Source organism: Actinophytocola sp. (assembly GCF_036378875.1).
Lineage (GTDB): Bacteria > Actinomycetota > Actinomycetes > Mycobacteriales > Pseudonocardiaceae > Actinophytocola.
Genome location: NZ_DASUVO010000159.1, coordinates 18,509 through 33,433 on the forward strand (window position 1 = coordinate 18,509; position 14,925 = coordinate 33,433).

The following is a 14,925-nucleotide window of genomic DNA, read 5'->3' on the forward strand; positions in this document are numbered from 1 at the left end:
GTGCTCACCCACCCGACGCTCGACATCCCCCCACTCGTCGAACCACGCGACCTCGACGGGGAGCTGCCGGACGCCGTGCGATTATCCGAAGAACCGTTACGTGCCATCGTGGACTGGGCCTACAAATACCTGTGCCAGCCGCATCCCGAGCTGGGCCGCAAGGGCGACGTGTGCCCGTTCACCGAGTCGGCCCTCGTGCGGAACACCTTCTACATGGCCGTGTGCGAAGGAGTGCCCGCCGACGCGAGCCAGGTCGCGAACACCGTCGCACACTACCGGGACTGGTTTCTCGAGCTGCCGCCCACCGGTGGGCCGAACGCCCAGTTCAAGACCATCCTGATCCTGTTCCCCGACCTGGCCGGGCCGGAGCTGCACCCGGTCATCGACGCCGCACAGCGGATGCTGAAACCGGCCTACGTCTCCCGCGGCCTCATGATCGGCGAGTTCCACGACGGGCCGCCCGACAAGGCGGGGTTGTGGAACTCCAAGTTCCGGCCGCTGCGCAGCCCGGTGCCGCTGCTCGCGATCCGACACATGGTGGCGACCGACTTCCCGTTCCTGTCACTGGACGACGACCACGTCGCCGCGTACCTCCACCGGTTCGGCGACCGGGTGCCAACGCACCTGCAGCCGCAGGTCAGCGCGGCGACCGCACGAATGGGGAGGGTGTTGCCGTGACGGACCAGCTGCCACCGGGACGGAAGCGCCAACTACTCGCCGAGGCGCTGCGCCGGCGTTCCGCCACACCGAAGGCGTACCCGCTGTCGTTCGGCCAGCAGCGGTTGTGGTTCCTGGACAAGTTCGCGCCGGGCCTGCCCGTGTACAGCATTCCGATGGCGTTCCGGCTGCGCGGCCCGCTGGACGCCCCAACACTGCGGTCCTGTTTGGACACCATTGTGGCACGGCACGCGTCGCTGCGGACCACCTTTCCCGACCAGGGCGGTGAACCCGTACAGGTGGTCGCCCCGACCGGGACTGCCGAGTTCGAGGTCATCACGGTCACCGACGTGGCCGAGTTCATCGACGCGCAGGCACGACGCGGTTTCGACCTGACCACCGGGCCGCTGTTCCGCGCCGCACTCGGGGTCGTCGGGCCGGACGACCACGTGCTGGTGCTGAACCTGCATCACATCATCTCCGACGCGTGGTCGCTGTCGGTGCTGCTCCGCGAGCTGACCACGCTGTACCAGGCCGAGTCGCTGCCGGACCTCGCGCTGCAGTACCCGGACTTCACCACGTGGCAACGGGAGCGGCAGCGCACGGACGCGGCGCGTGAGCAGCTCGAGTACTGGCGGACACACCTGGCTGGCGCGCCGGAGCTGCTGACACTGCCGACGGACCGACCGCGGCCGGCAGTCCAGACCTACCGGGGAGCGCTGCACTCGACCCGGCTCGACACCGAGTTCACCACGTCGCTGGAACGGATGGCGCGGGAGTGCGGCGGCACGTTGTTCATGGTGTTGCTGGCCGCGTTCGGCGCGCAGCTCAGCCGCTTGGCCGGGCAGGACGACGTCGTGGTCGGCACGCCGGTGGCGGGCCGCACGGACACCGACGTCGAGCGGATGATCGGGTTCTTCGTGAACACGTTGCCGCTGCGGCTGTCCGTGACCGGCGACCCGACGTTCGCGGCGCTCGTGCGGCAGGCCAAGGACGTCACGCTCGGCGGACTGTCCAATGCGGAGGTCCCGTTCGAACGGCTCGTCGAGGCGCTGCAGCCCCAACGCAGTCTCGGCCACGCGCCGCTGTCACAGGCGCAGCTGATCCTGCAGAACGTGCCCCGGCTGGACCTCGACCTGCCGAACATCGCCTGCGAAGGAATACTCCCGGATCCCGGCGTGTCCAAGGTGGACATCACGCTCGCGGTCGAGATCATGCGGGACGGGCTGTTGATGTCGGTCGAGTACAACACGGACCTGTTCGACGCGGCCACCATCGCGCGGTTGACCGACAACCTCGTCGCGTTCTTGTCCGCCGCGGCGGCCGACCCGCACCGGCCGGTGTCCGCGCTGACGGCGGTGACCGGGGTCGAGCGGTGGCAGATCGTGCACGGCTTCAACGACTCCGGCACGGACCTGCCGGACGCGACCACGGCGTTGGACCTGATCGACTTCACCTCGACCGAGATCGCGTTGACCGGGCCGGACGGCACTCTGACCTTTGCCGAACTTGGCTCCGCGGTCGAGCGGCTCGCCGGCCGGTTGCGGGACTGTGGGGTGGGACCGGAAACGCCCGTCGGCCTCTACGTCGATCGTTCGACCGCGATGGTCGTGGCGTTGCTCGCGGTCTGGGCGGCGGGTGGCGCGTACGTGCCGCTCGACCCGTCGTGGCCGGCCGACCGGTTGGCCTACATGCTGGCGGACTCCGGCGCGCCGGTGCTGCTGACGAACCGGGACGACCAGCTCACCAACGACTTCAGTGGCACCATCGTGCGGCCCACCGACGACGGGGAACCAGCCGATGCCGCCAGGGTGACCGGCGAACACCTCGCCTACCTCATCTACACGTCGGGTTCGACCGGCCGACCCAAGGGTGTCGGGGTGCCCCACCGGGCGGTGGTCAACATGCTGTCGTCCTTTGTGGACGTCCTGGCGCTGGAGCCGGAGGACCGGTTGGCGGCGGTGACCACGCTCTCGTTCGACATCTCGGTGCTGGAGCTGCTCGTGCCGCTGGTCGCTGGCGCGCGGGTGATCGTCGTCGCGGACGCGTCGGACGGGCCCGCACTGAGACGCCAGCTGATCGACTCGGGGGCGACGGTCATGCAGGCGACCCCGGCGACGTGGCGGCTGCTGGAGACCGCGGGAGGCGTGCCGGCATCCCTGCAGGTGCGGATCTGCGGCGGCGAGGCGTTCCCGCCGGACCTTGCCGCAACCCTCCTGGCGGATGGCGGCGTGGTGTGGAACGCGTACGGACCGACCGAGACCACGGTGTGGAGTGCGGCCGGCATCGTCGCCGACGAGCAGGTCCACATCGGACCACCCATCGCCAACACCCGCCTGTACGTCCTGGATCCACGCGGCGAGCCGGTACCCATCGGCGTGGTCGGCGAGCTGCACATCGGCGGGCTCGGCGTAACACGCGGCTACCACGGGCAGCCGGCGTTGACGGCGGCCAGGTTCGTGCCGGACCCGTTCGGCGAGCCGGGAGCGCGGCTCTACGCGACCGGTGACCTGGCCCGCTTCCGACCCGACGGGTTGCTGGAGTTCCTCGGGCGGGCCGATCACCAGGTGAAGGTGCGGGGTTTCCGCATCGAGCTCGGCGAGATCGAGATGGCGCTGCTGTCCTGTGAGGACGTTCGGGCTGCCGTGGTCACCACGTTCGGTGTGGGACAGGACGTCCGGCTCGTGGCGTACGTCATCGGCGCGGCGGACGAGCACGTCCTGCGCCGGAGGTTGCCGGAGTACATGATGCCGGCGCGGATCATGTCACTGGACGAGTTCCCGTTGACCCCCAACGGCAAGGTCGACCGGCGTGCCCTACCGGCGCCGGAGTTCACGTCCACGGTGACCTGGGTGGCACCCCGCAACCCGGTCGAGGAGGTGCTCGCGGGCATCTGGTCGGAGGTGCTGGCGAAGCCCAGGATCGGCGTCCACGACGACTTCTTCCGCATCGGCGGCCACTCCCTGCTGGCGGCGAAAGTGCTGGCCAGGGTGCGTGACGCGTTCGCGGTCGACGTGCCCATCCACCGGATGTTCGCCATGCCGACGGTCGCCGGCCTCGCGGACGTGCTCACCGACCTGCACACCGAACCCGACCAGGTCACGACGATCGCGGCGCTGCGACTGGAGATCGCGTCGCTGTCGGACGACGAGGTGCGAAAGCTGCTGGGTGAGTGATGCGGACGTTCGGGATCATCTGGGGCGGCCAGCTCGTCTCCGTCATCGGGTCGGCGCTCAGCGCGTTCGTCATCGGGGTGTGGGTGTACCTCGGGACGGGGTCGGTCACGCAGTTCGTGCTGATCCAGTTCTGCGCGGCCGTGCCGGGGATCCTCGTGTCCCCGGTCGCGGGCGTCATCACCGACCGGTGGGACCGCAAGCGGATCATGCTCGCCGCCGACCTCGGCGCCGGCGTGGCGACGGCGATCCTGCTGACGCTGGTGGTCACCGATTCCCTGAGCGTGTGGCCGATCTACCTCACGACGGCACTGTCGTCGGCCTGCAACTCCTTCCACCTCATCGCCTACACCGCGCTCGTGCCGTCGCTCGTGCCGAAGAAGCACCTCGGGCGCGTCAACGGGCTCATGCAGATCACGCAGGGCGTGCAGATCGCGGCTCCGCTCGTCGCTGGCGCACTGCTCCAGCTGGTCGGACTGCGCGGCGTGCTGGTCGTCGACCTCGTGTCCATGGCGGTGGCCGTCGGCACGCTCGCGGTGACGCGGCTTCCGGAGGACGCCGTCCAGCCGGCGCCCAGCGACAAGGCGCCGAGCGGGTTCATGGCCGGGCTTCGTTACCTGGGTGGCAGGCCAGGGCTCGTCAACCTCGTGGTCGTGTTCTGCGCCTTCAACTTCCTGTTCGCCATCGCCGGCGGGCTGGTCCAGCCGCTGATCCTGTCGTTCTCCAGCCCGGCGACGCTCGGTGTGCTGATGGCCGCCGGCGGGAGCGGTCTGTTCGTCGGCAGCCTCGTGATGGCCGCCTGGGGCGGGCCGAGGCGCCGGGTCGACGGTGTCTACCTGGGACTCGTGCTCGGCGGGTTTTTCCTGGTCCTGCACAGCCTCTACCCGTCGCCGTGGCTGATCGCCGTGGCCGCACCGTGCTTCCTGTTCACGCTGCCGTTGATGAACACGGCGTGCACGACGCTCATACAGACCAAAGTGGACCCAGCGTTCCTCGGACGGGTGCTCGGCGCCGTGCGGATGCTCGTGACCGCCGCGACCCCGGTGGCGTACCTGCTGATCGGCCCGCTGTCGGACGGGGTGTTCGAGCCCCTGATGGCCGACGGCGGTCCGCTCGCCGGATCGGTCGGCGCGGTCATCGGCACCGGTGACGGGCGCGGCGTCGCACTGATCTTCCTCGTCGTCGGTGTGCTCATGCTCGCCGTCGCCGGCTACGCGTACACGCGGCCCCGGCTACGCGGCATCGACGTCGAGCTACCCGACGTGGAATCGAGAAAGGAACCAGCTCGTGACTGACCGGGACCGGTTACTGGCCCGCCTCCTCGCCCAGCGGGGCATCGAGTTGGCCGAGGAACCACGCATACCCCGCCGCTCCCCCGACGAGCCCGTGCCGCTGTCCGGCGCGCAACGCGGGCTCTGGTTCACCGAGCGCATCGGCCTCGACCAGGGCGCCTACGCGATGCTGTCGACAGTGCGGCTGACGGGTGACCTCGACATCCCGACGCTGCGCCAGGCGTTGCGAAAGGTGTTGGGCCGGCACGAGGCTCTGCGCACCTACGTCGTCGAGAAGGACGGCGTGCCGGAGCAGCGGGTCGCCCCGCTCGCCGAGCTGTCCGAAGAGGACTACTTCACCCTGGTCGAGGAGCCCGGCGAGCCGGACGGCCTGCTGGCCGAGGGCGTGGACCGGCCGTTCGACCTCACTCGCGCGCCGTTGCTGCGGCTACTACTCATTCGGCGCTCACCCAGCGAGCACGTGATGCTGCTCACCGCGCATCACATCATCTGCGACTACGACTCCATGAACCAGGTGTTCGCGGATCTGGTGTCCTACTACGGCGGCGAGGAACTCGCCGAGCTACCGCTGCACTTCGCGGACTACGTGCGCTGGCAGGAGGGCCAGCTCGACGCCGGGGCACGCGACGAGCAGCTCGCGTACTGGAAGGAGTCCCTCGACGGGGCGCCACCCGTACTGAACCTCCCGACCGACCGGCCGCGTATAGCGTCTCGTGGGGTTACGGGTGCGAGCCACATGCTCACCGTGCCGGCGGAGCTGGCGGCGAGGTTCAGCGAGCTGTGCCGGGCACACGGCTGCACCACGTTCGCCGGCCTGCTCGCCGCGTTCGGGCTGCTACTGGGCCGGTACAGCAGCTCGACCGACGTCGTGGTCGGCTCCGCCACCACACGACGGCCGACTCAGACGCAAGGCGTGGTCGGCATGTTCGTGACACCGACGGCCCTTCGCGTGGATCTGTCCGGCGCACCAACCGTGGCCGGGTTGCTGACCAGGGCTCGGGAGGTGGCGGCCGCCGCGCTCAGCAACGCGGACGTCTCGTTCGACCAGGTCGCGGCTGCTGTCGCGCCGCGGCGGGACCTGTCCTACCACCCGCTGTTCCAGGTGATGTTGGTGCAGAACCGGATCGGTGGCTCGATCGACTGGCCCGGCCTGACCGTGACGCCAATCGACGTCGGGCGCGCCACCAGTCGGTTCGACCTGACGCTGCAGGTGCGGGAACGTGCCGGCGCCTGGCCCGTGAACCTGGACTACAGCGCCGAGCTGTTCGACCAGGAGACGATCGCGCGGCTCGGCGAGCACTTCGTGGCGATGCTCACGGCGATGGTCGACCACCCGGCCGCACCGGTCACCTCACTGGATCTGTCCGCAGAGGATGACCGGAGCCTGCTGGCACGGCTCAACGACACCGAGACGATCTATCCCGATGTCGACAGCGTCGTGGACCTTATCGAGGCTCAGGCACGGGTGACGCCCGACGCGCCTGCCGTGTTGACCGTGGCCGGCGACACCGTCACGTACCGGGAACTCGACCAGCGGGCCAACGCGTTGGCGGTGTCGTTGCGTGAGCGTGGTGTCGGGCCCGAGACACCGGTGGGGCTGCGGCTCAAGGCCGGCCCGGACGCCATCGTCGGACTGCTCGGCATTCTCAAGGCCGGCGGCTACTACGTCCCGCTCGACCCCGGCTGGCCGGAACTGCGGTTGCGGGCCATTCTCGACGACTGCGGCGCGACGGTCGTCCTGTCCGATGAGGACACATCGGCCACGGCTGCCGAACCACCAGCTGTGGCACGGCATCCCGGCCTGCTCGCCTATGCCGTGTACACGTCCGGCTCCACCGGCACGCCCAAGGGTGTTGGCGTGCAGCACGAGTCGCTGCTGAACCTGACGCGGGCGTTCGTCGAGCGGCACGGGTTCACGGCCGGGCAGAAGCTGCTCATGGTGCCGCCACTGTCGTTCGACGCGTCCGTCGGCGACGTCTTCCCCGCGCTGGCGACCGGCATGACGCTGGTGCTGCACCCGGAGCCGGCCGCGCTCGGCGGCGCGGAGCTGCTGCGGTTGTGCGCGGAACACGGCATCGCCGCCGTCGACACGGCGGCGGCCCTGTGGTTGCGGTGGGTCGACGATCTGGCCGGACTGCCGGGGGCGGCGCAGGACAGCCCGCTGCGCGTGATGATGGTGGGCGGCGAGGCGGTGCCCGCGACCGCGGTCCGGGAGTGGGCCGGGCTGACCGGCGGCACGGTCATGCTGCACAACCACTACGGTCCGACCGAGGCCACGGTGTGCGCCACCACGTACTCGACCATCGACGGGTCCGAAGTGGACAACGTGTTGCCGATCGGTTCGCCGCTGCCCAACGTGCGTACCTACGTGCTGGACGCGACACTGCGGCCGGCGCCGGTCGGTGTGCCGGGTGAGCTGTACGTCGGCGGGGTGGCGCCGGCACGTGGCTACCTGTCGTCGCCGGCCGCGACCGCGGCGGCGTTCCTGCCCGATCCCTTCGGCGGCGGCCGGATGTACCGGACCGGCGACCTCGCGCGGCTGCGGTCGGACGGCACGCTGGAGTTCCTCGGCCGCGCGGACGAGCAGGTCAAGCTGCGGGGCAACCGGATCGAGCTGGCCGAGGTGCGTGCCGCGCTCGCCGCGCACCCGCAGGCCGGCGAGGTGGCGGCGGCTGTCCGGGACGAGATGCTCGTCGGCTACCTCGTGCCACGCACCGGATCCACCTTGCCGGGCCCGGCGGAGCTGCGGGCGTTCTGCGCGGAACGGCTGCCCGACTACATGTTGCCGACCGCGTTCGTGGTGCTCGACGCGCTGCCGTTGTCCCGCAACGGAAAACTCGACTCGGCTGCGCTGCCGGCGCCGGCCGGGTCGGCGGCACCGTACGAGCCTCCGCGTACCCCGGTCGAGCTGGCGCTCGCCGAGATCTGGGCCGAAGTGCTCGGCACGTCCGCGGTGGGGCGACACAGCAGCTTCTTCGCACTCGGCGGGCACTCGCTCGTCGCGGCGGCGGTGCTCGCGAAGCTGCGTGCGTTGCTCGGCGTGACGTTGCCACTGCGTGCGTTGTTCGCCACCAACGACCTCGCCGAGCTGGCCGAGGTCGTCGAGCAGGCACAGGTCAGCGACGAGTCGTTCGCGCGGAACTACACGCAGGGCATCCCGTCGATCGAGCAGATGCGTCGCGACGCCGAACCGCCGGCGGACATCGTGCCTGGCGGCCCGGTCGTCGAGGGTCCGGCGAAGCGGGTGCTGCTGACCGGCGCGACCGGGTTCCTCGGTGCGCACCTGCTGGCCGAGCTGCTCGCCCGTACCGATGCGGACGTGTACTGCCTGGTGCGGGCCGAGTCCGTCGCGGTCGCGAAGGCCAGGCTGCTCGCGAACCTGCGGCGGGCCAAGCTCTCCGTGCCCGAACACGACCTCGCCAGGATCGTGCCGATCATCGGTGACATCGCGCTCCCCCGGCTCGGGCTGTCCATATCGGACTACGAGCTGCTCGCCGACTCGATGGACGCGATCTACCACAACGGCGTGGTGATGAACTTCGTGCTCACCTACCGGTGGCTGATGCCACCACACGTGGAGAGCACGGTCGAGATACTGCGGCTCGCGGTCCGCAAGCGCACCAAGCCACTGCACCTGATGTCGACGCTGGGTGTGTTCCTTGGCAAGGCGTACGACGAGCAGCTGATCACCGAGTACGACCGCGCCCTCGATCCGTCCGGTTTGGACACCGGCTACCACACGACGAAGTGGGTCGCCGACACCATGGGCGTCAACGCCCGGGATCGCGGCCTGCCGATCTCGATCTACCGGATCGCCGCGATCGTCGGCGACGTCCGGACGGGCACCGCGAAGACCGACTCGTACCTGAGCCGCCAGGTCGCCACGTGCGCGCACCACGGCTCGGTGCCCGAGACCTCCGACGTGATCGACATGCTGCCGGTGGACCTGCTGGCCGCCGCGATCGTCGGCATCTCCACGCGGCACACCGGGCGGGACTTCCACTTCTACCGGGCGGACGGCTACCGGTACGCGGATCTCGGCGCGACGCTGTCCGAGATGGGCTATCCGGTGGCGGCGCTGCCGTACGAACAGTGGCGGCAGGCGATGCTCGCCGCGCCGACCAGTTCGTTCGGCCCGCTGGCATACGGGCTGCCGACGTGGCGCCGCCCGCACCCGGTGTTCGACTGCTCGGCGACGTGGGCCGCGGCTCGGGAGGCCGGCGTCGAGTTCCCGCCGGCGGACGCGGCGATGATGCGCCGGCACATCGAGTTCCTGGCGGACAGCGGAGTGCTGCCCGCACGTGCGGAGGAGGTGACCGCCGATGCCGATCGAGTTGGGTGACGACTCGGCCGTGTTCGCGAACAACGAGGCCCCGTCATCCTTTGTGGACATGCTGGGCACGGCGGCGTACCGGTGCGCGGCGGCGGCCATGCGACTCGGGGTGTTCCGGGCCCTACAGCAGGACGCTCTGTCCATTGTGTCCCTGGCGGCCACGGTGGGCGCGGACGAGCGTGGGCTGCGGATCCTGACCGACGCGTTGGTGGGCTTCGGCTACCTGACCGAGTCCGCCGGGCTGTACGCGCTGACACCGCTGTCGTCGAAGTGGCTGGTCGACTCGCCGTACGCGACGGTCGAGCTGTTCTGGCAGCAGGTGATGTTCGAGATGTGGGACGGCATCGAGGAGTCCGTGCGGACCGGCAAGCCGTCGGTGGACTTCTACGCCTGGCTGGCCGCACGGCCGGAGACGTCCAGGCGTTTCCAGTCCATGTTGGACAGCCACGCGCAGATGCTGGCGACCGAGATGGCTCCACTCATCCCGGTGCCGCCGAGACCCGCGCGCCTGCTGGACCTCGGCGGCGGACACGGCCGGTACTCGACCGCCCTGTGCTCACTGCACCCGTCGCTGACGGCGACCGTGCTGGACTACCCGTCCGCGCTCGGCGCCGGCGGACCTCGGGTGACGATGCGGCCGGGCGACTACCTGCGGGACGACCTCGGCACCGGCTACGACGTGGTGTTGCTGTTCAACGTGCTGCACGGCCACCCCGCGTCGGGCAACCAGGCGCTGCTGGCCCGGGTCGCCGACGCGCTGGCGCCGGGTGGTGTGGTCGCGATCCTCGAACACGGACGGGACGCGCCTGGGCCGGCGGACGTGGCGTTCCTGCGTACGTTCAGCCTCAACCTCTTTCACGGGCAGAACGGCGAGGTGTACGCGATCGACGAGATCACGTCGTGGCTCACGGCGTTCGACCAGCCGACGATCACCCGGCTCCGGAAGTCACCGACGCAGTACCTGATCACGGCGGTGCGGCAGAATCGGTGAGGTGCGGGCCGAACGACTGGTGGCGTTGCTGTTCCTGTTGCAACAGCGACAACGGGCGACCGCCGCCGAACTGGCGGCGGCACTCGAGGTGTCCGAACGGACGGTGTACCGGGACGTCGAGGCGCTGCTCGCTGCCGGCGTCCCACTGTGGACGGAGCAGGGCCGGTCGGGCGGCATCCGCCTGTTGGAGGGGTGGCGCACGCGGCTGGACGGACTGACCGGCCGGGAGGCGGCGGCGATCTTCGCGATCGAGGTGCCGTCACTGCTCGCACAGCTCGGGTTGGGCGCTTCGCTGACCGCCGCACGGGCGAAGGTGCTGGCCGGGCTGCCCGTCGAGCTGCGGGAGTACGCGTCGCGGATCGCGGAACGGTTCTACCTGGACGCGCCGGGCTGGTTCCAGCAGGTGGAGTCGTCACCGCAGCTGACGGTGGTCGCCGACGCGGTGGCGTCGACGCGCCGGCTGGTCGTGGAGTACCAGCGCGGTGGGGCCGTCGTGACGCGTTCGCTCGAGCCGCTTGGCCTGGTCGTGAAGGCGGGTGTCTGGTACCTGATCGCACGCGTGTCGTCGGACATTCGAACCTATCGGGTGTCCCGGATCGTGTCGGCCACGCTGGGTGAGCCGTTCACGCGGCCGGACTTCGTGCTGTCGTCCTGGTGGGCGGAGGCGTCGACCCAGTTCGAACGATCCCTGCTGCGGGAGACCGTGCGGCTACGGCTGAGCCGGCAGGCGCTGAAGCTGCTACGAACCGTCACGGACGAGGACGCGGCGGCCACGGCCATCGCGACAGCGGGCCCACCGGACGATGCCGGGTGGCGGTCGGTCACGCTGGAGGTCGAAAGCCTCCCGGTGGCCACCACCCAACTGCTGTCGCTGGGGCCGGGCGTGGAGGTGGTGGCCCCGGTGGAACTACGGTCCATGCTGGCCGAGCTGGCGCTGGCAATAGCCGCCCGCAACGCCCCCGACCCCGCGTGTCCAACACCCCAGACCCGCGTGTCCAACGAACCAGACGCCTGAGTTCAACAAATCGATGATGCGCGATTTGTTGAACTCACGGGTCCAGTTGGTTGGACTCGCGGGTTCGGAACGTTGGACACGCGCGGGTCAGCGGTAGCCCGTTGCGTCCGCTGGTTTGTCCTTGCTCTCCACCTCTTCTATGTAGCGCCACGCGTCCGGGCGGCTGCCGTCCAGGTCGGTGAAGTCGTAGACCTTGGCCAGTTGGCCCGATGACAGGCACTTGCCGTTCCATCGGGACACGTCCGGGTCCGCGGCCAGTGCGGCTGCCGCGCGGCCGACGAAGGTCGGGGACTCCGAGATCACGAAGTGCGGCACCTTCGCCGTGGCGTCGCGCCAGTTCGACTCCGTCACGCCGTAGATCTCCAGCATCGCCTCCGAGCGGAGCCAGCCCGGGGTCAGTGCCACCGCGGTGCCGCCGTGTTGGCGCAACTCTTCCGACTGTGCCAGCGCCATCCGCTGCACCGACACCTTCACCAGGTCGTAGAAGAACCCGACGTCGGCCCGGTAGTTGGCGTTGTACTCGGCGGTGCCGTCGGTCATCTCGATGACCAGGCCGCCTGGGCGGCGGATCAGCAGCGGCAGCGCGAAGTGGCTGGTGATGGCATGGGTGTCGATGCCGAGGCGCAGCATGCGGAGCCCACCTTCCAGCGAGTGCTCCCACAGCTTCTGCCCGAAGTTGTTGAGGTAGACGTCGCCACCCCAGATGTCGTTGACCAGGATGTCCAGGCGGCCATGATCGTCGTCGATGCGTTTGGTCAGTGCGGACACCTGGTCGGGTTCCAGGTGGTCGACCTGGACGGCGATTCCCGTGCCGCCGGCCGCGGTCACGAGGTCGGCCGTGTCCTCGATCGTCTCCGGGCGGTTCATCTCCGACCGTTGGGCGCGGGTCGTCCGGCCGGTCGCGTAGACGGTGGCGCCGAGCCGGCCCAGTTCCACCGCGATCGCACGACCAGCGGCCCGGGACGCACCCGCCACCAACGCTACCTTGCCCTTGAGTTCGTCCATGACGCCTACCGTGCCGGACAAACATGACAACTGCTGACAAGGTTCTACGCGTTACCCTTGGTTACCAGATCGGCCAATCGGGTAGACAACCGACGTGACCGCGTTCCCTCTGTGAGTTCGATCTAGGGTCGTAGCGGCGGGTCGTGCGTCTTTCGTGCGGCCTGTCGTTGGTGTTGGGGGCAGACGGGGTCGCCGACGCGATCATCCCTGTCCTCGCGGTCGCAACCGGAGGTGTTGCCGGCGTGGTGTTCACCGAGCTCTTCGGCACGTCGTGGCGTCGCGCCCGGCCCCGCAAACCGGGCGGGCGCGAGCCCGACAACGGAGAGATCACCAGTCGCGGTTCATCATCACAGGCACCTCCTCCCGCAGGGACTGCCGCCAGGAACGACATGGCTGGCCAGATCACCGCGGACGCTGGCCAGGAGGAGGGGCTCACCAGTCGCGGTTCATCATCAGAGGCACCTCCTCCCGCGGGAACTGCCGCCGAGCACGGCAATAGGGGTGCTGATCAGGTCGTTCTGGCCCGACCGGCGCGACCAGCATCCACGTCGACCCAGGAGCGGTCCAGGGCGCCACGACGCTGGGCGCTGTGGGGCGAGTCGAAGCGAGTGCTGGCGTTCATCCTGTTCGTGGAGTCCGTCGCAATCGCCTTGACCGGGGTGTTCTCGACCCGGGACGACATCGACTCCGGGGCGTGGACGACCCTTCTCATCATCACCTGTCTCGGCGTCGGGATGGGCGAGGCGACCCGCCACGTGGAGCGGGTGCGGCGCCGGTTCACGGACACCCCGCACGTCAACCTCACCTCGGTGTGGACGTTCTCCGCGGCCCTGGTGCTGCCGCCTGCGCTCACTCCCATCGTGATCGTCGTGCTCTACCTGCACCTGTTCTGGCGCAGCTGGTACCGAGTACGCAGCGTGCACCCCTACCGGTTGGTGTTCACGGCCTCGACGGTCACCCTCGCCGCGTTCGTCGCCTGGAACATCCGGCATGTCCTCGCGCCGGCCGACATCTCGGACTGGCGTACCCCCGGCGCGGTGTTCGCGGTCGCGGTGGCGCTCGTGGCGTACTCGGCGACGAACTCCGGCCTGGTCGCGTGCGCGATCACGCTGCACGAGCGTGAGTGGAACACCCGCCGCGCGCTCGGCACCGCCAAGGAGTCCGCGCTCGAGTACGGCACCCTGGGGTTGGGCGCCATCACGGCGCTGCTGCTCAGCTTCAGCCCGGCGTGGGCGGTGATGATCGTCCCGGCGGTGCTGGTGCTGCACCGCAGCGTGCTGATGCGGCAGCTGGAGGAGGCCGCGTCGACCGACCAGAAGACCGGGCTCACCAACGCGACGGCCTGGACGAACCTGGCGTCCGCCGAGATCCAGCGTGCGGCGCGGGACGGCACGAGCGTCGGCGTGATGATGATCGACCTCGACCACTTCAAACAGGTGAACGACGCGCATGGCCATACCGTCGGCGACCGCGTGCTACAGGCGGTCGCCGACGTGCTGTCGTCCTCGGCCGGTCGCTACGACGTGGTGGGGCGCTGGGGTGGCGAGGAGTTCGTGGTCCTCTGTCCCGAGGTCACGAAGGAGACGCTGCGGGAGATCGCCGAGCGCATCCGGGTGCAGGTGCGGCAGCTGCGGGTGCCCGTGGACAGCACGGTCGTCGACGGGCTGTCCGTGTCGATCGGCATCGCGCTGTACCCGGAGTTCGGGCCGGAGCTGCAGGACGTGCTGTTCGCCGCGGACGACGCGTTGTTCGTCGCCAAGGACTCCGGCCGCAACCAGGTCCAGACCATCGTCGCCGCGATCGGCGACCTGAACTAGCTGCGTGCTTCCTGGGCGGCCTGGTGCGCGGCACGTGCCTCGGCCAGGTCCGTCCGGTGGTCCTCGGCCCACTTGGCCAGCGGGAGCAGTGCCCGCAGCAGCGAGCGGCCCATCGGGGTCAGCTGGTACCAGGTCGACCCGAACCGGCTGGGCCGTTCGATCTTCACGACCAGCCCGTCGCGCTGCATGCGGTGCAGCGTGTCGGTGAGCACCTTCTGTCGTAGCGGGCGCTCGTGGGTAACCCATCCGAGCCGCTCTTCAGTGTTGTTGATGTCGGCGAGCAACTTTGAGTAGGTCATGGGTCGGGCCGTGAGCGATGCCAGGACGGCCGTCACCCACTGCCCGGACAACACGCCCATGGCTTCGTGAATGCCGTGCCGGTACGGCAAGCTCGCGTCACTCATCGTTCTCCCACCCGTGCGGATCTCCAGTGTGCCGGATCGGCGACGTTCCGTATCCCACTGGTCCGCCTAGGCCGAAGGAGTGAATGCCGTTCCCAGAATTCCCAGGTCGCGGCGGCACACTCGCAAGTCGGACAGCTACGCACCTTGCAGTGTGCCGAGTGCCTGCCTGTACGAAAGGGGGGACCGCGGCACTTCGGCTGCGGGTCGGGGAGCCGGGACGGCGGTGGCGCTGACAATC

At 69.6% G+C, this 14,925-nt stretch carries 9 protein-coding genes; 7 read left to right on the top strand and 2 right to left on the bottom strand.

Features of this window, described 5'->3' with window-relative positions:
• From VF106_RS44115 to VF106_RS44140, 6 genes are read left to right on the top strand one after another with little or no spacing between them, the layout of a single operon-like run.
• The gene (locus tag VF106_RS44115) at positions 1–678 is read left to right on the top strand and encodes a DUF6875 domain-containing protein (RefSeq protein ID WP_330846025.1); all 678 of its coding nucleotides are present in this window, start codon (positions 1–3) and stop codon (positions 676–678) included.
• Entirely contained in the window at positions 675–3,833 is a 3,159-nt protein-coding gene (locus VF106_RS44120; protein WP_330846026.1) for a non-ribosomal peptide synthetase, read from the top strand. The genes VF106_RS44115 and VF106_RS44120 overlap by 4 nt, the downstream gene beginning before the upstream one ends.
• The gene (locus VF106_RS44125; protein ID WP_330846027.1) at positions 3,833–5,125 is read left to right on the top strand and encodes an MFS transporter; all 1,293 of its coding nucleotides are present in this window, start codon (positions 3,833–3,835) and stop codon (positions 5,123–5,125) included. The genes VF106_RS44120 and VF106_RS44125 overlap by 1 nt, the downstream gene beginning before the upstream one ends.
• Entirely contained in the window at positions 5,118–9,464 is a 4,347-nt protein-coding gene (locus VF106_RS44130; protein WP_330846028.1) for a non-ribosomal peptide synthetase, read from the top strand. Before VF106_RS44125 ends, VF106_RS44130 begins: the two co-directional genes overlap by 8 nt.
• Positions 9,445–10,446: a methyltransferase gene (locus VF106_RS44135; protein WP_330846029.1), complete on the top strand. Its 1,002-nt coding sequence runs from the start codon at positions 9,445–9,447 to the stop codon at positions 10,444–10,446. Before VF106_RS44130 ends, VF106_RS44135 begins: the two co-directional genes overlap by 20 nt.
• Position 10,447: 1 nt before the next feature.
• Entirely contained in the window at positions 10,448–11,461 is a 1,014-nt protein-coding gene (locus VF106_RS44140) for a helix-turn-helix transcriptional regulator (protein WP_330846030.1), read from the top strand.
• A gap of 87 nt (positions 11,462–11,548) precedes the next feature.
• Here the strand turns inward: VF106_RS44140 and VF106_RS44145 are convergent, their stop codons facing one another.
• Positions 11,549–12,466 (bottom strand): SDR family oxidoreductase, encoded by a 918-nt coding sequence (locus VF106_RS44145; protein ID WP_330846031.1) that lies wholly within the window; start codon positions 12,464–12,466, stop codon positions 11,549–11,551.
• A gap of 629 nt (positions 12,467–13,095) precedes the next feature.
• On the opposite strand from VF106_RS44145, the gene VF106_RS44150 reads away from it, so the two are divergent.
• Complete coding sequence (locus VF106_RS44150) at positions 13,096–14,283, top strand: GGDEF domain-containing protein (RefSeq protein ID WP_330846032.1); 1,188 nt, start codon at positions 13,096–13,098, stop codon at positions 14,281–14,283.
• On the opposite strand, the gene VF106_RS44155 is transcribed toward VF106_RS44150, so the two are convergent.
• Complete coding sequence (locus VF106_RS44155) at positions 14,280–14,687, bottom strand: winged helix-turn-helix transcriptional regulator (protein WP_330846033.1); 408 nt, start codon at positions 14,685–14,687, stop codon at positions 14,280–14,282. The two genes, VF106_RS44150 and VF106_RS44155, sit on opposite strands and share 4 nt — an antisense overlap.
• Between the last annotated feature and the right edge of the window lie 238 nt (positions 14,688–14,925).